19 protein-coding genes and 1 tRNA gene are annotated in these 23,676 nt (G+C 58.7%); 10 read left to right on the top strand and 10 right to left on the bottom strand.

Annotated elements, in window-relative coordinates; all coding sequences use genetic code 11:
* Window positions 1–12 precede the first annotated feature (12 nt).
* Window positions 13–849 carry an alkaline phosphatase family protein gene (locus tag ACR0J0_RS06880; RefSeq protein WP_480662369.1) on the top strand — a complete coding sequence of 279 codons (837 nt, stop codon included), beginning with the start codon at window positions 13–15 and terminating at the stop codon, window positions 847–849.
* Window positions 850–853: 4 nt separating this feature from the next.
* Here the strand turns inward: ACR0J0_RS06880 and ACR0J0_RS06875 are convergent, their stop codons facing one another.
* The 8 genes from ACR0J0_RS06875 to ACR0J0_RS06840 all read right to left on the bottom strand — a co-directional run bounded on the left by ACR0J0_RS06875 (window position 854) and on the right by ACR0J0_RS06840 (window position 9,788).
* Window positions 854–1,777, bottom strand: a complete 924-nt coding sequence (locus tag ACR0J0_RS06875; protein ID WP_480662367.1) for an alpha/beta hydrolase — start codon at window positions 1,775–1,777, stop codon at window positions 854–856.
* Between the two features lie 12 nt (window positions 1,778–1,789).
* Window positions 1,790–3,679 (bottom strand): acyl-CoA synthetase, encoded by a 1,890-nt coding sequence (locus ACR0J0_RS06870; protein ID WP_480662365.1) that lies wholly within the window; start codon window positions 3,677–3,679, stop codon window positions 1,790–1,792.
* Window positions 3,680–3,833: 154 nt separating this feature from the next.
* A complete protein-coding gene (locus ACR0J0_RS06865) occupies window positions 3,834–5,654 on the bottom strand; it encodes an ABC transporter transmembrane domain-containing protein (RefSeq protein ID WP_480662363.1) in 1,821 nt (606 codons plus the stop codon).
* Window positions 5,655–5,782: 128 nt separating this feature from the next.
* Window positions 5,783–5,857, bottom strand: a tRNA-Gly gene (locus tag ACR0J0_RS06860).
* Window positions 5,858–5,995: 138 nt separating this feature from the next.
* Complete coding sequence (gene nagA / locus ACR0J0_RS06855; protein WP_480662362.1) at window positions 5,996–7,132, bottom strand: N-acetylglucosamine-6-phosphate deacetylase; 1,137 nt, start codon at window positions 7,130–7,132, stop codon at window positions 5,996–5,998.
* Entirely contained in the window at window positions 7,129–8,157 is a 1,029-nt protein-coding gene (locus ACR0J0_RS06850) for an SIS domain-containing protein (RefSeq protein WP_480662360.1), read from the bottom strand. The genes nagA and ACR0J0_RS06850 overlap by 4 nt, the downstream gene beginning before the upstream one ends.
* Window positions 8,158–8,176: 19 nt before the next feature.
* Window positions 8,177–8,926, bottom strand: coding sequence for a GntR family transcriptional regulator (locus tag ACR0J0_RS06845; RefSeq protein ID WP_480662358.1), 750 nt, complete (start codon window positions 8,924–8,926; stop codon window positions 8,177–8,179).
* Window positions 8,913–9,788, bottom strand: coding sequence for a glucosamine kinase nucleotide-binding domain-containing protein (locus tag ACR0J0_RS06840; RefSeq protein ID WP_480662356.1), 876 nt, complete (start codon window positions 9,786–9,788; stop codon window positions 8,913–8,915). The genes ACR0J0_RS06845 and ACR0J0_RS06840 overlap by 14 nt, the downstream gene beginning before the upstream one ends.
* Before the next feature lie 170 nt (window positions 9,789–9,958).
* Here ACR0J0_RS06840 and ACR0J0_RS06835 point away from each other — a divergent pair, with 170 nt between their 5' ends.
* From ACR0J0_RS06835 to ACR0J0_RS06805, 7 genes are all read left to right on the top strand, one after another.
* The gene (locus ACR0J0_RS06835; protein ID WP_480662354.1) at window positions 9,959–10,846 is read left to right on the top strand and encodes an N-acetylmuramic acid 6-phosphate etherase; all 888 of its coding nucleotides are present in this window, start codon (window positions 9,959–9,961) and stop codon (window positions 10,844–10,846) included.
* Window positions 10,847–10,871: 25 nt separating this feature from the next.
* Complete coding sequence (locus ACR0J0_RS06830; RefSeq protein WP_480662352.1) at window positions 10,872–12,125, top strand: ABC transporter substrate-binding protein; 1,254 nt, start codon at window positions 10,872–10,874, stop codon at window positions 12,123–12,125.
* A 65-nt stretch (window positions 12,126–12,190) separates the two neighbouring features.
* The gene (locus ACR0J0_RS06825; RefSeq protein WP_480662350.1) at window positions 12,191–13,105 is read left to right on the top strand and encodes a carbohydrate ABC transporter permease; all 915 of its coding nucleotides are present in this window, start codon (window positions 12,191–12,193) and stop codon (window positions 13,103–13,105) included.
* A 10-nt stretch (window positions 13,106–13,115) separates the two neighbouring features.
* Window positions 13,116–13,955 (top strand): carbohydrate ABC transporter permease, encoded by an 840-nt coding sequence (locus tag ACR0J0_RS06820; protein WP_480662348.1) that lies wholly within the window; start codon window positions 13,116–13,118, stop codon window positions 13,953–13,955.
* On the top strand, window positions 13,952–14,986 hold the full coding sequence (locus ACR0J0_RS06815) for a Gfo/Idh/MocA family protein (RefSeq protein WP_480662346.1): 1,035 nt from the start codon (window positions 13,952–13,954) through the stop codon (window positions 14,984–14,986). Before ACR0J0_RS06820 ends, ACR0J0_RS06815 begins: the two co-directional genes overlap by 4 nt.
* The gene (locus tag ACR0J0_RS06810) at window positions 14,983–15,978 is read left to right on the top strand and encodes an ABC transporter ATP-binding protein (protein ID WP_480662344.1); all 996 of its coding nucleotides are present in this window, start codon (window positions 14,983–14,985) and stop codon (window positions 15,976–15,978) included. The genes ACR0J0_RS06815 and ACR0J0_RS06810 overlap by 4 nt, the downstream gene beginning before the upstream one ends.
* Window positions 15,979–16,211: 233 nt before the next feature.
* Window positions 16,212–18,101, top strand: coding sequence for a PhoX family protein (locus ACR0J0_RS06805; protein WP_480662342.1), 1,890 nt, complete (start codon window positions 16,212–16,214; stop codon window positions 18,099–18,101).
* Window positions 18,102–18,151: 50 nt separating this feature from the next.
* Here ACR0J0_RS06805 and ACR0J0_RS06800 read toward each other — a convergent pair whose 3' ends face one another.
* The gene (locus ACR0J0_RS06800) at window positions 18,152–18,718 is read right to left on the bottom strand and encodes a tetratricopeptide repeat protein (RefSeq protein ID WP_480662340.1); all 567 of its coding nucleotides are present in this window, start codon (window positions 18,716–18,718) and stop codon (window positions 18,152–18,154) included.
* A gap of 30 nt (window positions 18,719–18,748) precedes the next feature.
* Window positions 18,749–19,237: an Lrp/AsnC family transcriptional regulator gene (locus ACR0J0_RS06795; RefSeq protein WP_480662338.1), complete on the bottom strand. Its 489-nt coding sequence runs from the start codon at window positions 19,235–19,237 to the stop codon at window positions 18,749–18,751.
* A 102-nt stretch (window positions 19,238–19,339) separates the two neighbouring features.
* Between ACR0J0_RS06795 and putA the strand changes: the two genes are divergently transcribed.
* Window positions 19,340–22,741 carry a bifunctional proline dehydrogenase/L-glutamate gamma-semialdehyde dehydrogenase PutA gene (gene putA, locus ACR0J0_RS06790; RefSeq protein WP_480662336.1) on the top strand — a complete coding sequence of 1,134 codons (3,402 nt, stop codon included), beginning with the start codon at window positions 19,340–19,342 and terminating at the stop codon, window positions 22,739–22,741.
* A 43-nt stretch (window positions 22,742–22,784) separates the two neighbouring features.
* Complete coding sequence (locus tag ACR0J0_RS06785; protein WP_480662334.1) at window positions 22,785–23,528, top strand: rhomboid family intramembrane serine protease; 744 nt, start codon at window positions 22,785–22,787, stop codon at window positions 23,526–23,528.
* Window positions 23,529–23,676: the final 148 nt, after the last annotated feature.

Below are 23,676 nucleotides of genomic sequence, written 5' to 3'. Positions count from 1 at the left end.
AAGGCCAATGACATGGACCGCAAACTACTCCTCATCATCCTGGATGGTGTTCCGTGGCGCAATTTTCGGCGCCTGTTTGGCAATCTCGAAGGCTGGGTTGACAGCGGCGAAGCGCGGGTCTGGAAACTGCGCGCTGTTCTGCCGTCTACATCGGCCAGTTGCTATGCCTCGATCCACACCGGCGTCACTCCCCAGGAGCACGGCTGTACCGGCAACGGCAACGTCTTTCGACTGAGCCACAAGGACGTCTTCAGCCAAGTGCGTGAAGCTGGTGGTGTTACTGGCGCGGTAACGCACAGCTATTGGTCGCAATTCTTCAACCGCCATCCTTTCGACTACGTCCGCGACATTGAATATGACGAGCCCGACAGCGCGACCATCAACCACGGTCGGTTCCACAGCATGACCGGCTACGGCAAGGCCAATCAGATGACCCCTTCAGACGTCGACCTGTTCGGCACGCTGACCAACCTGTGTCTACGTTTTGGGCTGGATTACGGTATTCTGCACACGTGCACGCTGGACAGTATGGGGCACCGGTTCTTCCATGATTGCGAAGAGATGGACCATGCCTGTTTCGTCGCAGACGAGATGCTGGCCCCCTTCATTCCGCGCTGGCGGCAGTTAGGCTATGAAGTCATCGTGACCGCCGACCACGGGCAGGACGAGCGCGGCCACCACGGCGGACGCGGCCCGCTGCAACAGGAAACGGCGCTGTATTACTTCGGAGATGCAGTAGGTCCCGAGGTCGACACAGTGATCGACCAGCTACAGCTTGCGCCTACAATCTTGAACCGCATGGGCGCACCCATTGCCGAGACCATGAAAGCCGCGCCTTTCCTGAAATGACGGGTTAGTCGTAGGGCCAGATCTGCTGGCCTAACGCCTCAATGGCGACTGAGATCCGCTCAAAACTGTCTGCCGCGCGTTTCACAGAAATACGCGCGCGCAGATAACCGTGGACGAGGCCTGGTTCGTTGATCCAATGCGCCTGCCCGCCCGCAGCGGCGATGTGGTCGCAATAGCTGGATCCGTCATCACGCAGCGGGTCGCAATCGGCGGTGACGACTACGGTCGGCGGAAGCCCCGAGAAGTCGACGTCGTGCAGCGGTGCAAAGGTCGGGTCGTCTTTCGGAACATTGCCGCCGCATCGCACTTTTTCGTAGAAAAGGATCTCATCCAGCGTCAAAAGCGGTGCGTGTGCGTGTTCGATATACGAACCCTTCGTGCTGTCGCCACCCAAACCGGGGTAAATCAGAACCTGCCCCAGCACGTTTTTTAGTTGTCCTCGGCCATGATGCGCCACGGCGGCGGCTAGATTGCCCCCAGCGCTGTCGCCTGCAAGGACGATTGGATCGCCGAATTCCTCGACCACCCACTTCGTCGCAGTCCAACTGTCCTGAAACTGCGCGGGATGGACATGTTCCGGACACAGGCGGTAATCCACGGCGACGACCCGATACCCGGTCTGCGCGCAGATCTCTGCGCAGACGTCATCGTGGCTGTTCAGACCGCCAACAACAAATCCACCACCGTGGAAATAGATGACGGTTCGCGTTGGCTGGCCCGCGATGTAGACGCGGACAGGCACGCCATTTGCCTGCCTGTCCTCAGTTTCTACCCTTTGTGGGCGGGGCTGGCGAAAGTCCGCACACATTGTGTCATACACACGACGCTGATCCTCGATAGACAGATCGACCGCATCATCCGGATAGCTTTCAGCCGTTCGTTTTATGAACGCCCAAGTTTCTTCATCAATCAGACGTTCATAATCCATGTTCCCTCCCGGTCAGGCAGCCCACTCCCATGGCCGGATGAACGATCCCAGCACCTTGCTGACATCGTCCTCCGAGGAACCCTTCGCGTCAAGCTGTGCAACAAGCCCGCGCTTCTTATCGTCGATAACCAGCACCACCCGCGCGTCAAGACCCGCCTCTTCCAGCGCGCCATTGTAGATGCGCGTGATCGCCTGTTTGCGAAGCTCTGGCTTAAAGACCTTACCGACGGCGGTCTTGGGCAGCTCGTCTAGAATGGTCATATGCTTGGGTTGCGCCGCTCGTTCGTGAACATGCACGCCGCAATAGTCCATCAGTTCCTTCTCGGTCACCGAAGCGCCCTCGACCAGTTCGACAAAGGCGCAAGGCACCTCGCCCGAATAGGCGTCCGGCTGGCCGATGGCACCTGCAAAGGCAACGGCATCGTGCCCCAGCAAGGCCTCTTCGATTTCGGCCGGGTCAATGTTGTGACCTCCCCGAATGATCAGGTCTTTGGCACGGCCCGTGATCCACAGATAACCGTCCTCGTCAAAACGCCCCAGATCGCCCGTGCGCAGGTACTTGTCGAAGTGGTACAGATCGACGTTCTTATCCGCTTCGGTATAGGTATTGCCCGCGTAGACGCCGGGGTTCGAGATGCAGATCTCACCGATCTCATCCGCGGCGCATTCTTTTGGACCGTCCGGGCCATCCTGCAGAATTTTCACGTCCGTATAGGGGAACGGAATACCGATCGAGCCGATCTTCTTTTCCCCGTCCACCGGGTTGCAGGACACCAGACAGGTGGCTTCGGTCAGGCCATAGCCTTCCACGATGGTCACGCCTGTTGCTTCTTCAAACCGCCGGAACAATTCGACCGGTAAAGGCGCCGAGCCGGAGAATGCCGTCTTCACGCTTGAGATATCCGCATCCACCGGGCGCTGCATCTTGGCCGCAATCGCCGTGGGAACGGTGATGATGAAAGTCACCTTCCAGCGTTCGATCAGCTTCCAGAAATTGTCGAACACGCCGTCGCCGCGATATCCCGCCGGTGTCGGGAAGACCACATGTGCGCCGGACGACACCGCGGCCATCATGATCACATGCACCGCAAACACGTGGAACATGGGCAGCGGGCACATGATCACGTCTTCTTCCGAGAACAGCAGCGTGTGGCCGAGCCAGCCATTGTAGATCAGGCCCGAGTATTTGTGCTGCGCAACCTTCGGCATGCCGGTCGTGCCGCCAGTGTGGAAATAGCAGGCAACGCGATCTTCCTTGCTGTCCTCAAACGTCAAAGTCGTCGGCTGCTTGGCCAATTCCTTGTTGAAGTTCTTGTAGTCCGCATGCGCCAGATGTTCCTTGTCGCCCATCTTGGGACGCAGGAACGGCACCAGCCAGGATTTTGGCGGCGTCAGATAGCGGTTGAGGTCAATCTCGAGGATGGTTTTGACATTTGGCGCATGGCGAACCGCCTCTTCGACCTTTTGCGCCACATCCGTTTTGGGGAACGACTTGAGCGTAACGACCACTTTGGCGCCGGTTTCGCGCAGAATTGCGGCGATCTGTTCAGGTTCCAGCAGCGGGTTGATCGGGTTCACGATGCCAGCAACCGCACCACCCATCAAAGTAACCAGCGTCTCGTTACAGTTGGGCAGCACATAGGCCACCACATCCTTTTCACCGATGCCCAATGACCGGAACAGGTTCGCGGCCTGATTGACCTTGCCCAACAGTTGCGACCAAGTCAGAGTTTCGGCCTTGTCCGTTGGGCCCGACAACAATTGAAAGCTGACCGCATTACTGTTCGGAAACTTGCTGGCCGTACGCGACAGCAACTGATGGAAGGTGACCGGAACATCCCGATCCTCCCACGACATTTCCTGCTCAATTCTTGCCTTGTCTTCCAAACCCACAAAGGCCATGTGGCTCCTCCCTTTTATTCTCCCACGTCTTGCGCGGTTTTTTCCATGACAAGATGGAAGCAAAACCCCGCAACTGCAAGCGACGGGTTAGAGGGGCCACGCCCAAAATTGTAGAATTACGCAGCGGCGTGAAACTGACTTCCGCGACGTCAGGCTATTCAGCTGCGACGCCATCGGTGAATTGCAGGCGCGCCAGGCGGGCATACAGACCATCCTGAACAACCAGATCCTCATGGGTGCCCTGCGCCACGATCTGACCGGCCTCCATCACCACGATCCGATCCGCCTTTTTGACGGTCGCCAGACGGTGCGCCACGATCAGCGTGGTCCGACCGGCGCGCATCTGATCGACGGCGCCCTGCACCGCGCGTTCGCTTTCGGCGTCCAGAGCCGAAGTCGCCTCATCCAGCAACAGAACCGGCGCGTCGCGCAGGATCGCGCGGGCAATGGCAATACGTTGTTTCTGACCGCCTGACAGCATCACGCCGCGCTCACCGACAAAACTGTCGTACCCTTCGGGCAGTTTCGAGATGAACTCGTCAGCAGCAGCCGCACGGGCCGCGGCTTCGACTTCGGCGTCTGTTGCATCCAATCGACCAAACCGGATGTTTTCACGGGCCGAGGCCGCAAAGATGATCGGGTCCTGCGGCACCAGCGCCATGTGCTGCCGGAAATCCGAACGATCGAGGTCGCGCAGATCGACACCATCGAGGCTGACATGACCTGAATCCGGATCATAGAAGCGCTGGATCATCTGGATGACTGTGGTTTTGCCAGCCCCAGACGGCCCGACAAAAGCCACGGTCTCACCGGGTTTGATCGCCAGAGACATATGATCCAGCGCTACAACATCCGGCCGCGCCGGATAGCGGAAAGTGACGTCGTCAAAGCGAATCTCGCCACATACCGGCGTCGGCAAAGATTTTGCCTTGGCCGGATCAGTCACGGTGTCTTGCGCGTTCAGCAACTCCACCAACCGCTCGGTCGCGCCTGCGGCGCGTTGCAACTCGCTCCAGATCTCGGACAGGGCGGCGACAGAGCCGGCCATGATAATCGAATAGATCACGAACTGAATCAGAACACCTTCGGTCATCACGCCGTTGCGGACGTCATTCGCACCCATCCACAGAACGCCGACAATGCCCGAAAACACCAGGAAAATGACGATGACCGTCATCACCGCGCGCGTCTGAATGCGCCGCAGCGAGACTCCATATGAGGTTTCTGTCATGTCTCCGAATTGCTTGCGGCTGGCCTGTTCGTGCGTAAAGGCCTGAACCGTCTGCACCGCGCCGAGCGCTTCGCCCGCGTTGCCGGACGAGGCCGCGATCCAGTCCTGATTTTCGCGGCTGAGTACCCGCAGGCGACGCCCCATCACAAGGATTGGCACCACGACAACAGGAATCAGCAGCAGCACCATGCCCGTCAGCTTGGCCGACGTCAGCAGCATCAGGACCAACCCGCCCGCGAACAAAAGCATATTTCGTAGAGCAATGGAAACCGACGATCCCAGCACGGATTGAATCAGCGTCGTGTCCGTAGTGATACGGCTAAGAACCTCTCCGGTCATGATCCGTTCGTAGAACTCGGGGCTCATCCCGATGACGCGGTCAAACACGGCCTTGCGGATATCCGCCACAACACGCTCACCCAGCCGGGTCACCAACGCATAGCGGATACCCGTCCCCACTGCCAGAACCGCAGCGATGACCAAGGCCGCCAGAAAGTACCAGTCCAACAATTCACCATCTTCGATGCGGAAATTGTCGACCACCCTTCGCACTGCAAGCGGCAGCGTCAGCGTCATGCTGGCTGTCAGAACCAAGGCAAATGTCGCGCCCATCATCAGCAAACGGTAGGGCTTCATAAACGGCCAGAGTGAAGACAAAACGCCTATTTTCCGCGAGCCCGCGCGCTCTTCGGTGGCGCCGGGTGCGGGTTTGCCCTTGGGATTGGCTGAGGCGGAGTTTGCCATATTCGGCCCTTACGTCATGTTCGCACTAAAGTGTAGGCTTCTTGGCGACCGCTGCAGCCGGGGTCAAGAAGCACCAGGTAAAATGGCTGCCCAAAAGGGCCATTTGACGCAGAATTTTGAGGCTGACTTGGAGCGGGCGGCGGGAATCGAACCCGCTTCATCAGCTTGGAAGGCTGAGGTAATAGCCAGTATACGACGCCCGCTCAGCGTTGGTTGGTTTATGCGATGCGTCAGATGCCGTCAAGCGCAGTTCGGACGCAGATTTCAATTTCGTCGCGAACAATAACTTTGCCCTGGCACATACGCGTCCGGGGGTGCCATTTCGCCCGCCTGCGGTGGCCTCAGCCCTGATCCGGCAACCAGTCGCACCCGTCGAAACTTGCTGCTATTCGGATCATTGAACCGTATTCCAAAGCTGCTGGCCGGGCCAACCCGATCAGATGCGCCGGATAGCTGGTGGCCGCAATCAATGCGTCCTGTACCGGTACGCCGACTTTGTTGACGAGTACGCCCACAGCAGTTGTCAGGTCGAGATCCGCACCCGCCAATGTCCCATCCGCCAAGGTCAGCCTGCCATCGGTGCGCGTGATTCTGCGGCCCTCCAAATCGAATTCGCTCTGATCAGTACCCGCGACGGCCATCGCGTCGCTGACCAGGAAAATTCGGCCCGGGGCGGTTTTTCCTACCCAGGCCGCTCGCATGGCGGCAGGGTGTACATGGATGCCGTCCGCGATCAGCCCTGCGGACAGGCCCCCATTGGCCAGTGCAGCACCGACCAAGCCCGGCTCGCGATTGCCCAGTTGGCTCATCGCATTGAACAAATGCGTCACGCACCGGGCACCGGCCGCGGCATACCGCTGGCATGTTTCGAAATCCGCATCGGTATGCCCCAAAGATACGAGAATACCTGCTTCGCTCATCGTCCGGACCTGCTGTTCCGAGACACTTTCAGGGGCCACGGTGACCTTCAGGCGGGGAAGCGCGTCAGAGGCGGCGATCAACGCTTTCATGTCCGCCGCGTCCATCGGGCGGATCAGATCGGCGTCGTGGGCTCCTTTGCGAGCCACTGACAGATGTGGCCCTTCCAGATGCAGTCCGACGACCCCTGGAACCTGTTCCCGAATAGCCTGAATTGCGGCATCTATAGCCGCCCGGGTTTTGTCGGCGCTGTCGGTAATCAATGTGGGCAGCAAGGATGCCACACCCAGCCGCCGGTGAGCACTGGCGATTCTGCGGATCGTTTCAACCGAAGGATCACCATTGAACATGATCCCATCGCCACCGTTAACCTGAAGATCAACGTATCCGGGGCTTAGAATATCGCCGTTTAGATCGATCGTATCGCCTTTTTCGAACAACTCGCCCTCGGGCAGCAGCTGACCTGCCTGCCCTTCACGGAAAACAATCGCGTGGTCGTGCAGCAACCGGTCCCCATCGAAGATCGGCCCATTGCGAATGATCGTGCTGCGCTCTGTCATACCGTCTCTGTCACTTTCTTAAGGTGCCGCGGCGCATCCGGGTCGATCCCGCGCGCGCCAGCGACGGCCTCGACCATACTGTAAAACGACGTAATGGCAGTGATCGGGTCGGTAATCCAGTGATCCGTGCGAACCACCGGCAGGGCCACAGCGCGCGTTACCTTGTCTGTTGTAGCAAAGGCCGCCGCCCCCTTTTCCGCGAGCGCGTCGGCGGCTTCGGCCGTTGCCTGTTCGGCGGCATCCCCAGCAGCAAACGAGATCACCGGGAATCCATCTTCGACAATTGAGACCGGACCATGCAACACTTCGGCAGACGAATAGCTTTCGGCATGGATTTGGCAGGTTTCCTTGATCTTCAGCGCAGCTTCGCCGGAAATTGAGAAAGACGGGCCCCGGCCAAGCGTAAACAGGGAGCGCCCGGTGATCGTGTCAGCCGCAGCTGACCAGTCACATTGTGTCGCCTGCGCCAGGTATTCAGGCAAGGTGTGGATTGCGCCCGTCATTTCGGCATCGCCTTTGATCTCGGCTAAAAGCCATAGCCCGGACACCAGTGATGTCACAAAGGTCTTTGTCGCGGCCACGCTCAGCTCTGGCCCCGCGTGCAGGGGCAGAACTGCGTCTGCCACCTCGGCCAGTCTCGAGCCGGTATTGTTGGTCACCGCAATGGTGGTTGCTCCAGTGTCACGCAACGACCGGGTCAGGCCCACGATATCCGGGCTTTGACCAGACTGGGATACCGACAGGCAAACTGCCCCTTTTGCGCGCAACTCGGCGCCATAGAGCGAACTGACAGACGGCCCGACCGAAGCAACGGGCAGCCCCAACAACAGCTCGCTGGCATATTTGAGGTACGTACAGGCGTGATCAGATGATCCGCGCGCAACCGAGATTAGAAAGCGTGGATCCGCATCCCGCACGCTCTGCGCGGCTTTCTGGATATTGGCGGCACCTTGGCTTAGCAATCTGTCGACGGCATCCGGGATCTCCAGAATTTCCTGACGCATTTTCGATGTTTTCTCGGACATGTGATCCCGGTCCTTCCGGTTATAGGCGCAATTCGGCGACAAAATCGTAGGCGTCGCCGCGATAGAGCGAACGTGTCAATTCCGCGACCCGCCCGTTTTTCAGAAATGAGATGCGCTCGATGTTCAGACCTGCTGCACCTTCAGGGACTTCCAGCAACTCCGCTTCTCGCGCCGCGAGGTTCAGCGCCGAGATCTTTTGCACCGCACGCACCGGGCGATGCCCCAGAGCTTCGAGCACTTCGTAAAGTGATGTCGTCACTTCGATCGGGTTCGGCAGAATATCCAGCGGCAACGCGGCGCGCTCCAGCGCCAGCGGACGCCCGTCCGCTTCGCGCAGTCGATAGATGCGGGATATCTGTTCCCCTTCCGCCAAATTCAGCGCGGTGACCTCTTCGGTTGTTGGCGCAAATACCCCGCGTTCCAGCCATTTTGAGGTGGTCTGCATCCCGCGGCTCGACATGTCTTCGGTAAACGACGTCAGGTGCTTCAGCGATTGTTCGACGCGTGGCACACGTTCCCGGATGAACGAGCCTGACCCCTGTCGCTGTTCAATCACGCCTTCCTGCACCAGCTCCTGAATCGCCTTACGAACGGTCACGCGGGACAATTCCGTGATCTCAACGAGCTCCCGCTCGGACGGAAGCGACGAGTTTGGCGCAAGTACGCCTGTGTCGATGCCTTCCTGCAATCTGCGGCGCAACTGCACGTATCGAGGGCCATTTTCCGGGGTCAACCATAAGTCAGAACGAAGAAAATCAGCGATGCTCATTTTGGACCTCCTTCGCCAGCGCCAGCGCTCCGGCAAGTGGTTCACCCAATGGGCGTTGAAGTGCAGACTGCATGTCAGCCGGCAGATACTCTGCAAAATGAGGCGCGATGCCGCCGGTAAGACAGATTGCCATCTGGTGCCGCCACCCAAGGCGATGGGCCATCTCAGTGACATATGCGGCGCCTGCGTGCATGACGCGTCTGGCAACAACGTCTCCGGAAACCGCTGCAGAGGTCACCTTTGGGGCCAAAGCGCCGAACTCCGTCGGCGCGGCGCCCCCGGCGAAATCAACAATCCCGGCCGCACCGCCGAATTCCGCCATCAACTCTTGCGTCAGAGCGGAAGAAGCCTGAACGTCGTCGACCGCATTCAATGTTTCCGCCAGCGCACGCCGCCCGACCCACTGCGCCGATGCCTCATCCCCCAGAACTGGCCCCCAACCACCGGCAAAACGCATCACGCTGTCTTTCTGCGATGCGATGAAGGATCCAGTGCCGCAATGCACAATCAGACCGTCCTGCTCGCCCAGCGCGCCACGCAGTGCAGCTGGTCGGTCATCCTGAACGCGCGCGCGGACAAGACCCAGAGCCTCCTCTACTCGGCCGGCAATTCGGTCGTCGGTGACCCCGGCCAGGCCAACAAAGGAGGGCAATCGCACAAGGTCCTGCTGCCCAACACCCAGCATTTGCGCCATCTGCGCAAACCCCGCCTGGATCTGCCGGATTGACGCATCGAAATCGGTTGAGACGTTCGCAGCCCCAGTTTCCACAGATTGGATAATACCACTGACTTCGCAAGCAACACGACATCGGGTTCCACCCCCGTCCACGGCAAGCACAGCGCTGTTCAGAGACTCAGTCATGACAATACCATTATAATACCTATTTCGAATTAGAAAGGACGAAGTTAGAGAAATCGGGTCCCATTCTGGCTATTTTCAATTAAACCCTTAAAAATATATGAGGAAAATAAAAATATGGACAAGTGGTATTCAATAGGTATTGTAAACGAAACGCAAAGGAGGGGATTCTTTTGTCGCTGCCGTCGACCGAACAACTGCATCCGGACGCAATCAAGCTGGTCTCGCGGGATCCGCTTGCATCAGCCAAAGCGCTGGCTGAAGGGCAGATCGTCGCCGCAACCGCAGTGCGGAATGCGCTTGAGGCGATCGCGCAAGGAAGCTCAGCCATGGCGCAGACGATCAGTACTGGCGGTACGCTGCACTACGTGGCGGCGGGTTCATCCGGCCTGATGGCCGCCGCCGATGCGCAAGAGTTGGGCGGCACCTTCTCGATCCCCGCGAGCCAACTTCGCATTCACATGGCTGGTGGCCTGCCGACAGGGGTCGAAATGCCCGGAGGCGCAGAAGACGTGGCCGACGGGTTGGAAAGCGCGCTGACTCAGCTGCAGTCAAATGACACTGTGATTGCAGTGTCTGCCAGCGGGTCAACCCCCTACACCCTGACGGCCTGCAACATCGCCCGGGCGCGTGGCGCGACCGTTGTCGGGATTGCCAATAACGCAGGAAGCCCTTTGCTGGAGCATGCCGATATTCCCATTCTGCTGGCGACGCCTCCGGAACTGATCTCAGGTTCGACACGGATGGGCGCGGGAACGGCCCAGAAGATCGCACTCAACATGTTGTCGTCTCTTATGGCGCTGCAATTGGGCCATGTTCACGACGGAATGATGGTCAACCTGCGCGCTGACAATGACAAGCTGCGCGCGCGGGCAACTGGCATCGTCGCCCGGATCGCAAATGTCGACACGGAAACCGCCCGGAACGCGCTGGCTGTGGCCGATGGCGATGTGAAACCTGCGGTGCTGATTGCAGCGCGAGGCATGACGCTGACGGATGCCAAGGCGGCTTTGCGTGCAAACGGAGGCGTCCTCCGGTCCGCGCTGGACCAAGACAACTGACTGCTAACCAACTGGGAGAACAACAATGAAACGCAATAGCCTGAAACTGGCCTTATTGGGTACGACCCTGATGGCGTCAAACGCCTATGCCGAGGACGTGACGCTGACCATCGAAAGCTGGCGCAATGACGATCTGACACTTTGGCAGGAACAGATCATTCCGGCGTTCGAAGCCAAACATCCCGGGATCAAACTGGTTTTCTCTCCATTTGCTCCAACGGAATACGACGCAGCTCTGAACGCCAAGCTCGAAGCAGGTTCCGCCGGGGATATCATAACGTGCCGCCCGTTTGACCGGTCTTTGGGCTTGTACGATGCAGGGCACTTGGCCGATCTATCCGGATTGGATGCAATGTCGAACTTTTCGGACGTGGCCAAATCCGCTTGGCAGACAGATGACGGCGCGGCCACATTCTGCGTTCCGATGGCGTCAGTGATTCATGGCTTTATCTTCAACAAAGACGCGTTCGACGAATTGGGCGTCGAGGTCCCAACGACTGAAGACGAGTTTTTTGCCGCCCTCAAGACATTCAAGCAAGACGGCACCTACATTCCTATGGCCATGGGCACTACTGACCAATGGGAAGCTGCCACGATGGGCTATAACAACATCGGCCCGAATTACTGGAAAGGCGAAGAAGGTCGTCTGGCATTGATCGAAGGGTCGCAAAAACTGACTGACCCACAATGGGTCGCGCCTTACGAGACCCTGGCGAAGTGGAAAGACTACCTTGGGGACGGGTATGAAGCGCAGACCTACCCCGACAGTCAAAACCTGTTCACGCTTGGCCGGGCCGCCATCTATCCAGCCGGCAGCTGGGAGATTTCGGGCTTCAACGCCCAGGCCGATTTTGAGATGGGCGCGTTCAAACCGCCGGTCCGCAACGCGGGTGACACCTGCTACATCTCGGACCACACAGATATCGGGATCGGCATGAACGCCGCCACAGAAAACCGCGAAGCGGCAGAGACGTTCCTGGCGTGGGTCGCAAGCCCAGAATTTGCCGAAATTTTCGGCAACGCCCTGCCCGGATTCTTCCCTCTGTCGAATGCGCCGGTCGACTTGCAAGACCCTTTGGCCAAGGAATTCGTCGGTTGGCGGGATGAGTGTGAATCGACGATCCGCTCGACCTATCAAATTCTGTCGCGCGGCGAGCCCAACCTTGAGCTTGAGACGTGGAACGCATCGGCCAACGTCGTTCGGGGCGCGGAAAGCCCTGCTGACGCCGGTCAGCGCCTGCAAGACGGGCTAGCTAACTGGTATGCTCCGCATCAGTAAATCTTGGCATACCCGGGCGGCGACGATCGCCCGGGTAATCCCGACACCCCTTTGAAAGCGATCCCATGAACCGCCCCCGCTTCCGCTGGCATATCGTCGTGTTTCTTGCACCGGCCGTTTTGATCTACACGGCAGTGATGATCTTTCCGCTGTTCAACACACTGCGTCTGGCACTTTACACCGAGATTGATCAGAACCGCGTCTTCGTTGGATTGCAGAATTTTCAGACGCTGTTTTTCGACCCCATCTGGTCTGAACAGTTTTGGAACGCCCTTGGAAACAACTTCTGGTTCTTCCTGATTCACATGCTGGTTCAGAACCCCATCGGAATCGCTCTGGCCGCCCTGCTCAGCCACCCGCGCCTGCGGTTTGCAGCGCTGTATAGGTCGGCGATCTTCATCCCCACCATCCTGAGTTTTGTGATCGTCGGCTTCGCATGGAAACTGATCCTCTCCCCGATCTGGGGCATCGCCCCGTCGATGCTGGATGCAATTGGGCTCAAGTCGCTATACGCGCCATGGCTGGGGAAAGAGGAATATGCGCTGACCACGCTGGCGCTGATCTCTGTCTGGCAGTTCGTGGGTATCCCGATGATGCTGATCTATGCCGCCCTGCTGACCATCCCGGAAGAAATCCTTGAGGCCGGAGAGATTGACGGCATCACCGGTGCTGCTGCCTTCTGGAAGATCAAACTACCGCTGATCCTACCGTCGATCGGGATCATCTCGATCCTGACTTTCGTTGGCAATTTCAACGCGTTTGACCTGATCTACGCGGCCCAAGGCGCGCTGGCTGGCCCCGATTTCTCGACGGACATTCTGGGCACATTCATGTATCGCACATTCTTCGGCTTCCAGTTGCAACTGGGCGATCCGCATATGGGATCCGCAATCGCCGGGGCGATGTTCGCCATCATCCTCGTCGGTGTGTGTATCTACCTGTTCGGCATCCAGACCCGGATGCGCCGGTATCAACTGTGAGGGTCAAGCGATGAATAAGGCACGTCATAACCCCCTCAACATGTTCGCAATGCACGGCGCGCTGATCCTGTACACACTGATCGCCCTGTTCCCGGTCTTTGTGATCCTGATCAACAGCTTCAAATCCCGCCGAGCGATCTTTCGAGAGCCACTGGCCCTGCCTAATGCAGATAGTTTCTCGATGATTGGCTATGAGACGGTTATGAAGCAAGGCGACTTCTTCCTCTACTTCCAGAACTCGATGATCGTCACCGTCGCGTCTCTGTTTTTTATTTTGCTGTTCGGCGCAATGGCGGCTTATGCGCTGTCTGAGTATCAGTTCAAAGGCAATCTGATCATGGGCCTGTATCTGGCTCTGGGGATCATGATTCCGATCCGGATCGGCACCGTGGCTATCCTTGAGATGATGGTGGCAACCGGGTTGGTGAACTCGCTCTGGGCGCTGATACTGGTGTACACAGCGCAAGGATTACCGCTGGCCGTCTTCATTCTGTCTGAGTTCATGAGGCAGGTGAGCGACGACCTAAAGAATGCCGGGCGTATCGACGGACTGTCGGAATACACGATCTTCTTCAGACTGGTTCTGCCCCTTGTCCGCCCCGCAATGGCAACGGTGGCGGTGTTCAACATGATCCCGATCTGGAACGACCTTTGGTTCCCGTTGATCCTCGCACCTGCCGAGGAGACCAAGACGCTGACGCTGGGCAGCCAGGTCTTCATCGGGCAGTTCGTGACGGACTGGAACGCAGTCCTGTCGGCCCTGTCGATGGCAATCCTGCCGGTGTTGATCCTCTATGTCATCTTCTCTCGCCAGCTGATCCGCGGCATTACATCTGGAGCTGTCAAATGACCCGCGTTCTGATTGCAGGCCTCGGCAATATGGGATTGAGCCACGCGCTGGCTTACAATCACCACCCCGAGGCGCAGATCGTTGGATTGGTGAACCGGTCCGGTCGTGTGGATCACCCAGAACTTGCAGGCTATCCGGTACACTCGGATTTCGCAGCGGCGCTGGTCGAAACGAAACCCGATCTGGTCGTGGTCGCCACCTATTCTGATAGCCATGCAAATTACGCTTGTACCGCCATGGAAGCTGGCGCGCATGTGTTCGTAGAAAAACCGCTTGCGACCAATGTGGCGGACGCCCGGCGCGTGGTCGAGACAGCTACGCGACTGAACCGCAAACTGGTGGTTGGCTATATTCTGCGCCATCACCCCTCGTGGATGCGGTTGATCGAAGAAGCGCGCAATTTGGGTGGACCTTATGTGTTCCGCCTGAACCTGAACCAGCAATCGTCAGGAGCAGAATGGGAGACGCATAAGGCGCTGATGCAGACCACGTCGCCTATCGTCGATTGCGGAGTGCACTACGTCGACGTGATGTGCCAGATCACCGATGCGCAACCCGTCCGGGTGCATGGCATGGGCCTGCGCCTGTCCGATGAGATCGCTGAAGACATGTACAATTACGGACAGTTTCAGGTGGTCTTCCACGACGGCTCGGTCGGCTGGTACGAGGCCGGATGGGGCCCGATGATGTCCGAAACCGCGTTCTTTGTGAAAGACATCGTGTCACCCAACGGATCTGTTTCGATCACCGATGGAAACAAGGGCGCGTCCGCCGACATCGACGGCCATACCAAGGTCGGCGGCCTGCTAATCCATACGCCACAGGGCGACCACTATATCGATATGCCGGACGAACCCGGCCATCAAGAACTCTGCGATGCTGAACAGGCTTACATGCTGCGCGCCATCGCCGACGACATCGACCTGACGCGCCATATGAATGACGCCGTCCAATCCCTCGCCATTTGTCTGGCCGCGGATGAGAGCATCCGCACTGGCCAACCCGTTTCCCTTGAGGAGTCCGCAACATGACTGCCCTGACGCTGAACAACGTGAACAAATCCTTCGGCAATGTGCACGTCCTCAAAGATATCACGCTGGAAGTAGAAGAAGGCGAATTCGTTGTCTTTGTCGGCCCCTCGGGCTGCGGAAAATCCACGCTTCTGCGCGTGATTGCGGGGCTGGAAGACGCATCCTCGGGCGAGATCACCATCGACGGGCAGCAGGTCAATCTGGTGCCACCGTCCAAGCGCGGCATCGCGATGGTGTTTCAAAGCTATGCGCTCTACCCCCATCTCAGCGTGCGTGGAAACATGACCCTTGCGTTGAAGCAAGAGAAGCAGTCAAAGGCGGTAATCGAGGAACGCGTGGCCAATGCCAGCCGCATGCTGAATCTTGAACCCTATTTAGACCGGTACCCGTCGGAGCTTTCCGGCGGTCAGCGTCAGCGCGTCGCCATCGGGCGCGCAATTGTCCGCGAACCGAAATTGTTCCTGTTTGATGAGCCGCTGTCCAATCTGGACGCCGCCTTGCGGATGAACACGCGCATCGAGATCGCCAATCTGCACCGCGCACTGGACGCGTCGATGATCTACGTCACGCATGACCAGACCGAGGCGATGACGCTCGCCGACAAGATCGTCGTGCTACGTGATGGTCGGGTCGAACAGATTGGCAGCCCGATGGAGCTGTACAACAATCCCGCCAACCAATTCGTCGCAGGATTCCTTGGCTCGCCTTCCATGAATTTCCTTCCCGAGGCACTGCTGGAAATAAGCGGAGACAACACAATCGGAATCCGCCCCGAGGACCTGTTTCTGTCGGACGACGGCCCGCTGACTGCGCAGGTCAGCCATGTAGAAAAACTGGGCGGCGACACAAACGTCATTGCCAAAGTGCAAGATCATGATGTGACCGCGCGCCTGTTCGGGCAACACGCGATCTCGGAAGGTCAGGAATTGCGGTTTGCCTACTCTTCAGACAAAGCGTACCGGTTTGACCCGATGGGACAGCGACTGCGTTAGGCAATTGCAATTCGTAGTTACGCTTGGAAATGATTGCGACCATTTTCCAAGAATTACGCTTTGATTTCTCGGATGGGACCTCTGGCCGGGCAAATTGTCCGCATTGACCCCCAACACTAATCTTAAACTTCTCCACAGACCGTCCTAAATCATTCATACAGTCGTTACGAACCTGTCACAAAGGGCCCCTAAAGCGCGTCCATCCACTTTGTTAAGACAGCCAGGAGCTATCCATGAAAGACGTTGATTCGACCAACCTGTCCGCCGACGATTGGGACGAGCTGCATTTCCCGCGCCCCGAAGAAAACGACTTTGACCGCGTTGTTGAAAGCGCCATTTCACGCCGGGGATTTCTGGCTGGAGTGGTCGCCTTTGGCTCTGGCGCCGCTGCCATGGGCACTGGCTTGCTGGGTTCAACTTCGGCTCAGGCTGTCGAAGCCTCGCGTTTCGCTTTCACTCCGATCGCCGCACAGACTGATGGCACCGTCCATGTGCCCGAAGGGTATGAGTGGAAGGTCATGACGCGCTGGGGTGACCCACTGTTCTCGGACGCCGACGGCTATGACATCACCGATGGAGGTCCGGTCGAGAAATCGGATCGTATCTTCGGTGAAAACACCGACGGGATGGAAACTTTCTCGTTCCAGGGTCACGAATTGATCGCGATCAACCACGAATACCCGAACCGCAAGATCAACCTGCCCGCCGCGCAAGATGGCGTTCCGGCCAGCGCCGACGATGTTCTGAAGCTGCAGAACATTCAGGGTGTCACCGTGATGGAAATCACCGAAGGCCCCGACGGCTGGTCCGTCGTCAAAGACAGCCCTTTCAACCGTCGTATCCACCACAACACGCCGATGAAAATAGTGGGTCCCGCCGCTGGTCACGACCTTCTGAAAACCGAAGCCGACCCGACCGGCACCGCGTCTCTGGGCACCATGAACAACTGTGGCGCGGGTAAAACGCCGTGGGGCACATATCTGACATGCGAAGAGAACTTTAACGGCTACTTCGGCTCCAGCGACGAGAACGCCAGCTACGACCAGAAGGTCGCGGACGGTTTCAAGCGTTATGGCGTCAAAGCCGAAAGCTGGAACGGATATGAGCTGTTCGACCCGCGTTTCGACACCTCGAAAAATCCAAACGAACCACACCGCGCGGGCTGGATCGTTGAGATTGACCCGAGCAAGCCGAACAGCACGCCGGTCAAGCACACCGGTCTGGGCCGTTTCAAACACGAAAACGCCGAGGTCACTCTAGCTGCAGATGGCCGCGTGGTTGTCTATATGGGCGACGACGAGCGGGGCGAGTACCTTTATAAGTTCGTCTCGAACGGCACCTACCAGCCAGGAGGCGAGACCGAGAGCCTGCTGAATGACGGAACCCTTTTTGTCGCCAAGTTCAACGACGACATGAAGGGCGAATGGCTGGCTCTGACGTCGGAAACCACCGGCATGGATTCGGCAGAGATTGCGATCTTCACCCGTATGGCAGCCTCAAAAGCTGGCGGCACCACCATGGACCGTCCCGAATGGGTGGCGTCGAGTCCTGTTGCGGTCGAGGCGTATTGCTGCCTGACCAACAACAAGAACCGCGGCGTGAAGCCGAACGCCGGAGGGGATGATACCTCAGTCAACGCCCCCAACCCGCGCGAGGCCAACAAGTACGGTCAGATCGTGCGCTGGCGTCCGGCGAATGATGACCATGCGGCCGAAGGGTTCGATTGGGACCTGTACGTCATGGCAGGCAACCCGACCGTTCATTCGGACGACCGCGCGGGTTCGGAGAACGTGAACGAGGGTAACCTGTTCAACTCGCCGGACGGCATGGTCATCGACTCAACCGGACTGATCTGGATCCAGACAGACGGCAACGACGACAACGAGGGTGACTTTGCAGGGAACGGCAACAACCAGATGCTGGTTGGCGATCCCGTTACCGGCGAAATCGCGCGTTTCATGACCGGCCCGAACGGCTGTGAAGTCACCGGTCTGGCATGGTCCAGCGATCGGCGCACCATGTTCGTCGGCATCCAGCACCCCGGCAGCAACTGGCCGAATGGTGGTACGCCGCGGTCGTCGGTGATAACAATCAAGCGTACGGATAACGGTCTGGTCGGATAAACCGCTGAGAGTCGAAACGCCCCCGACCTTGCGGTTTCGGGGGCGTTTTTTTAGATGTCCTCACCTGGTATGGCAAGTGGCCCACCCGGAGCCATGAGATGCCGTTCAGAAAGCCACGGATTCAGCTCCAACGCCTGAGCCAAAGCCTCGCGCGCTTCATCGATGCGCTGAAGCCCCAGCAAGGTCAGTGCGCGACCGCTGATCGCGGCAACATGGTTCGGCGACAGTTCGATGGCCTTGTCCAGATCGGGCAAAGCGGATTGAAAGTCCTGCCGTAAATAGTGGGCAAATGCGCGTTGGTTATACCCTTCGGCGTAAGATGGGCAGTAAGCGATCAACCTGTCGAAGTCTTCAATTGCGCCCAGCAAGTCCCACGCATTTCGACGCGTCATTCCCCGATCAAGCACCGCCTGCGCACTTTCGTCAGGTGCATCCGTCCAAAACTCCCAGAGCTGGTTCGACAAGACGCGCGCGGCTCGTTCGTCTTCGGCATCCTGAATCTGCGCGATAATCGCCGATACGTCGGCGGAATGGTCCGGCGCGACCGGGCAATCTTGGGCGTTGGCCGCAACTGACAGCGCAACGTACAACAAACAAGCTGAAGCAAACTGTTTCATGCAGCAATGGTGACGCGTGTGTGGCTTACGTCAACCCACCCCGTCCAAGGCTCCGGACACTCCGGTCTCTTTCACCGCCTCCATCGCCACGAAAGTCGAGGTGTTTGCAACGTGCGGCAGAGACGAGATTTTCTCGGCCAGAACCGCGCGGTATTCCGACATCGAGCCGGTCCGGATTTTCAACAAATAGTCGAAATTCGAAGCAATCATATGGGCTTGCTCGATTTCGGGCACCTTCCGAACTGCCGCATTGAACTCGGCCAGTGCCTTCTCGCGGGTGTCGGTCAACCGGACTTCGACAAAGGCAACGTGGTCTAGGCCAAGGCGGATCGGGTCAAGCAAAGCGCGGTATCCCGTGATGATCCCTTCGGCTTCAAGTCTCTTCACACGTGCTTGAGTGGGCGACTTGGACAGCCCGATGCGGCGCGCAAGGTCGGCAACGGGTATCCGGCCGTCCTCGGCCAGAATCGCAAGGATTGACCTGTCGAACCGGTCCAGCCCAGGAAAGTCTTTTTGCATCGTAGATGACCTCAAAAACAGGCCTTTCGCCCATCAGTTTCGGAAAATAAGGCAATCGTCCTGATTTTTCGACACTATATTACACAAAAGACCGGAGGACCCATGTCACACAGCCTGCGCACCCTGATTGATGGCCAGACTTACGCCAATCAATCTGACATTCTTGACGCGTTGATCGCCAATGCCGACCTGAGCGAAACCGACCGCACCGCGATCTGCGCGGCTGCGGCACAGTTGGTGCGTGACATCCGGTCCAGCACCTCGCCTGGCATGATGGAGGTGTTTCTTGCCGAATACGGCCTGTCCACGGACGAAGGTGTTGCGCTCATGTGTCTGGCCGAGGCTTTGCTGCGCGTGCCCGACGCCGACACGATCGACGCGCTGATCGAAGACAAGATTGCGCCATCCGACTGGGGCAAGCATCTGGGTCAATCGTCCTCTTCGCTGGTCAATGCATCCACCTGGGCACTGATGCTGACCGGCAAGGTACTGGACGAAGACAAGACGTCTCCGGTTGGTGCGTTGCGCGGAGCGATCAAACGTCTGGGTGAGCCGGTGATCCGTACAGCCGTCGGACGAGCGATGAAGGAAATGGGCCGCCAGTTCGTGCTGGGCGAAACCATTCAATCCGCCATGAACCGGGCCAAAGGGATGGAGGGCAAGGGCTACACCTATTCCTACGACATGCTCGGTGAAGCCGCCCGGACCGAGGCCGACGCCGCCCGCTATCACTTGTCCTACTCGCGCGCGATCGCGGCAATCGCCGAAGCTTGCATCCACGATGACATCCGCGCCAATCCGGGCATATCGGTCAAACTGTCGGCCCTGCATCCGCGCTATGAACTGGCACAGGAACAGCGCGTGATGGACGAACTTGTGCCACGGCTGCGGGCGTTGTGTCTGCTGGCCAAAGCGGCCGGTATGGGTCTGAATATCGATGCCGAAGAAGCGGACCGCCTGTCCCTGTCCCTGCAAGTGATCGAAGCCGTGATGGCCGAACCCGCCCTTGCTGGGTGGGACGGTTTGGGCATTGTGGTACAGGCGTACGGACCTCGGGCCGGGATCGTTCTGGATACACTGTTTGGCATGGCCGAACGCCACGATCGCAAACTGATGGTTCGGCTTGTGAAGGGTGCCTATTGGGACACCGAGATCAAACGCGCCCAGGTCGAAGGTGTCGACGGATTCCCCGTGTTCACCCGCAAGGCAGCAACAGATATTTCGTACATCGCCAACGCGCGCAAGCTGCTGGGTATGACCGACCGGATCTATCCGCAATTCGCCACGCATAATGCCCACACGGTCAGCGCAATCCTTCATATGGCCGACGGCCAGCCTTTCGAATTCCAACGCCTGCACGGAATGGGCGAGACGCTGCACCAAATCGTCAAGGACCAGAGCAATACACGCTGCAGGATTTACGCCCCAGTCGGAGCGCATCGCGATCTGCTGGCTTATCTCGTGCGGCGGTTGCTTGAGAACGGCGCAAACTCTTCCTTCGTAAACCAAATCGTGGATGAGACGGTTCCGCCTGAACACGTCGCAGCCGATCCGTTCCTGTCTATTCAGGATCAGGTGCCATCTTTGCCAACCGGTCCGAAACTGTTTCAACCGGAACGCCCGAATTCAAAAGGGTTCGACCTGCATCATACACCAACGCTGGACAGGATCGACGCCGCGCGCGATGCATATCGGGCGCACCATTGGTATGCGCAACCGCTTCTGTCCGGGGACGCAAACCCTGAGGAAGACCAGCCGATCACAAACCCGGCTCAACCACAGGACAGGCCGGGTGCCGTCGCCGCTGCCAGCGCGCAGGATGTCGAGCTGGCTCTGGCGACAGCCTCACCGTGGCAGGATCCGCCCGCAGACCGTGCACGCGCCCTCAATGTGGCAGCAGACCTGTACGAAGCGCATTTCGGCGAACTGTTCGCCCTGCTCGCGCGCGAGGCCGGAAAGTCAGTACCCGACGCGGTGGCTGAGCTACGTGAGGCGGTCGATTTCCTGCGCTATTACGCTGCGAACATCCCCCACGCTGAACCCGCAGGCATCTTTACCTGTATCAGCCCTTGGAACTTCCCATTGGCCATTTTCACCGGCCAGATCTCGGCTGCGCTGGCGACGGGAAACGCCGTTTTGGCCAAGCCCGCACCTCAGACACCTCTGATCGCGCATCGAGCGGTTCAGTTGCTGCACGAAGCCGGTGTGCCGCGTGACGCGTTGCAATTGTTGCCCGGTGGGCCAGCTGTTGGCGCAGCGCTGACCTCTGACCCGCGCGTTTCCGGCGTGGCCTTCACAGGGTCGACGGCGACGGCGCTGAGAATTCGGGAGGCAATGGCCGAAAACCTCCACCCGGGCACGCCGCTCATCGCTGAGACGGGTGGACTGAACGCGATGATCGTCGACAGCACCGCCCTGCCCGAACAGGCGGTACAATCCATCATCGAAAGCGCGTTTCAATCTGCGGGCCAAAGGTGTTCCGCGCTGCGCTGCCTCTATGTGCAGGAGGATATCGCAGACGACTTGCTGACAATGCTGACCGGTGCAATGGCGGCTTTGCAGATCGGCGAACCATGGCAGATCTCAACCGATTGCGGTCCGGTCATTGACGACGCCGCGCGGCAGGGCATCGCGGATCACGTATCCAAGGCGCGTGCCGAAGGGCGCGTCCTCAAGGAACTGGCCGTACCCCCCGAAGGCACGTTCATCGCACCAACATTGATCGAGATACCCGGCATTTCTGCGCTGGAGCGCGAAATTTTTGGTCCTGTTCTTCATGTCGCGCGCTTTAAGGCTTCGGAAATCGATCAGGTCATCGCCGCAATCAACGCAACTGGATACGGGCTGACCTTTGGGCTGCACACCCGCATCGACGATCGGGTCCAGCACATCACCGAGGCTGTTCATGCCGGAAATATCTACGTTAACCGCAACCAGATCGGCGCCATTGTGGGATCGCAACCTTTCGGCGGCGAGGGGCTTTCAGGTACAGGGCCGAAGGCCGGCGGGCCGAACTACATGGCCCGGTTCTGCGCGCCAGACCGGCAGCAGTCCAAAGCGCAGTGGGGAAGCACAATGAGCGAGCTGCCAGTTGCTCAGGGCCAACCTACGCCGGTGCAGACCAAATCTTTGCCCGGTCCGACTGGCGAGTCTAACCGGCTGAGTGAATTCCCGCGAACGCCATTGCTGTGCATGGGACCGGGTGCTGAGGCAGCGCAAGCGCAGGCCGAAGCGGTAGAAGCACTGGGCGGCACCGCCATTCGGTCGACAGGCGCACTGGATCTGCACCGGCTGGAAAACGTGACTGGCCTCTCGGGCGTTCTGTGGTGGGGCGACGAAGATACCGCACGCGAGATCGAACGTCATCTCGCCCGCCGCGATGGTCCGATCGTGCCGCTGATCCCCGGCTTGCCGGACCGGGCACGGGTCTTGGGCGAACGCCACGTTTGCGTGGACACGACTGCCGCCGGCGGTAACGCAGCATTGTTGGGAGGTGCGGCGTAACCATACCTTGACGCTGGGCCGGGAAAAGCCCAGCGTCCCCCCCATGTTTCCGATCCGTGATCATAACCCCTCGGGGCGCACGCCATACGTCGTCTACCTGCTGATGGCGTCTAATATCCTGATATTCCTAAGTTATGTTGGAATCATGGATAATGCCCCGCTGATAAGCCGGCTCTATTTCGACTATGCCGTCATTCCGGCACGGATCACCGATGGTTTTGCCTTTGAAACTCTGTTGACCTCGATGTTCCTGCATGGTGGCTGGATGCACTTGGCCGGGAACATGCTGTTCCTCTGGATCTTTGGCGACAACCTCGAAGACGAGATGGGCCACGTGCCCTTTCTGCTGTTTTACCTTGTCGCCGGAATCGGCGCAGGCCTGATCCACGTCATAACCGCACCGGGCTCAGTGGTGCCGACCATCGGAGCCTCCGGTGCTATCGCTGGCGTTATGGGCGGCTATCTTCTGATGTTCCCAAAAGCACGCGTGGATATCCTGCTGATCCTGATCGTCTATGTCCGCATATTCACAATCCCCGCCTTCGTAATGCTCGGCGTCTGGCTGGGCATGCAGTTTCTGGGCAGCCTCGCCAGCAATCCGGACGAAGGTGGCGTCGCCTATTGGGCACATACGGGTGGGTTTTTTGTCGGCCTGATCCTGTGTGTTCCCCTTTGGCTAAAGCGTGGCGGGCCCGCGTTCTGGGGCCGCACACATGGGCACCCTCCCCACCCCGAACACGAATACAATCTATCGCAATCAAGGATCCCGCGCGTCCCACGCAAATAGGTGTGCGTCACGTATCTTGTGGTTGAGGAAACGCCCACCGATGACCTACGTGACCTCGTGCGCCGCGGCCAATATCGCCTTGCCAGTTACAGCCGCATACATCGGGGTTCGCGCGCCCGGAGAAAAGCCCAGGATAGGGTTCGTTTTT

Source organism: Ruegeria sp. BF12 (assembly GCF_056538705.1).
This window is presented reverse-complemented; position numbering and strand designations above follow the sequence as displayed.

Bases quoted from the DNA above. Each gene is read 5' to 3' on its own strand.
- ACR0J0_RS06880 (WP_480662369.1), top strand. From the start codon at position 13: ATGGACCGCAAACTACTCCTCATCATCCTGGATGGTGTTCCGTGGCGC.
- ACR0J0_RS06875 (WP_480662367.1), bottom strand. From the start codon at position 1,777: ATGGATTATGAACGTCTGATTGATGAAGAAACTTGGGCGTTCATAAAA.
- ACR0J0_RS06870 (WP_480662365.1), bottom strand. From the start codon at position 3,679: ATGGCCTTTGTGGGTTTGGAAGACAAGGCAAGAATTGAGCAGGAAATG.
- ACR0J0_RS06865 (WP_480662363.1), bottom strand. From the start codon at position 5,654: ATGGCAAACTCCGCCTCAGCCAATCCCAAGGGCAAACCCGCACCCGGC.
- nagA (WP_480662362.1), bottom strand. From the start codon at position 7,132: ATGACAGAGCGCAGCACGATCATTCGCAATGGGCCGATCTTCGATGGG.
- ACR0J0_RS06850 (WP_480662360.1), bottom strand. From the start codon at position 8,157: ATGTCCGAGAAAACATCGAAAATGCGTCAGGAAATTCTGGAGATCCCG.
- ACR0J0_RS06845 (WP_480662358.1), bottom strand. From the start codon at position 8,926: ATGAGCATCGCTGATTTTCTTCGTTCTGACTTATGGTTGACCCCGGAA.
- ACR0J0_RS06840 (WP_480662356.1), bottom strand. From the start codon at position 9,788: ATGACTGAGTCTCTGAACAGCGCTGTGCTTGCCGTGGACGGGGGTGGA.
- ACR0J0_RS06830 (WP_480662352.1), top strand. From the start codon at position 10,872: ATGAAACGCAATAGCCTGAAACTGGCCTTATTGGGTACGACCCTGATG.
- ACR0J0_RS06825 (WP_480662350.1), top strand. From the start codon at position 12,191: ATGAACCGCCCCCGCTTCCGCTGGCATATCGTCGTGTTTCTTGCACCG.
- ACR0J0_RS06820 (WP_480662348.1), top strand. From the start codon at position 13,116: ATGAATAAGGCACGTCATAACCCCCTCAACATGTTCGCAATGCACGGC.
- ACR0J0_RS06815 (WP_480662346.1), top strand. From the start codon at position 13,952: ATGACCCGCGTTCTGATTGCAGGCCTCGGCAATATGGGATTGAGCCAC.
- ACR0J0_RS06810 (WP_480662344.1), top strand. From the start codon at position 14,983: ATGACTGCCCTGACGCTGAACAACGTGAACAAATCCTTCGGCAATGTG.
- ACR0J0_RS06805 (WP_480662342.1), top strand. From the start codon at position 16,212: ATGAAAGACGTTGATTCGACCAACCTGTCCGCCGACGATTGGGACGAG.
- ACR0J0_RS06800 (WP_480662340.1), bottom strand. From the start codon at position 18,718: ATGAAACAGTTTGCTTCAGCTTGTTTGTTGTACGTTGCGCTGTCAGTT.
- ACR0J0_RS06795 (WP_480662338.1), bottom strand. From the start codon at position 19,237: ATGCAAAAAGACTTTCCTGGGCTGGACCGGTTCGACAGGTCAATCCTT.
- putA (WP_480662336.1), top strand. From the start codon at position 19,340: ATGTCACACAGCCTGCGCACCCTGATTGATGGCCAGACTTACGCCAAT.
- ACR0J0_RS06785 (WP_480662334.1), top strand. From the start codon at position 22,785: ATGTTTCCGATCCGTGATCATAACCCCTCGGGGCGCACGCCATACGTC.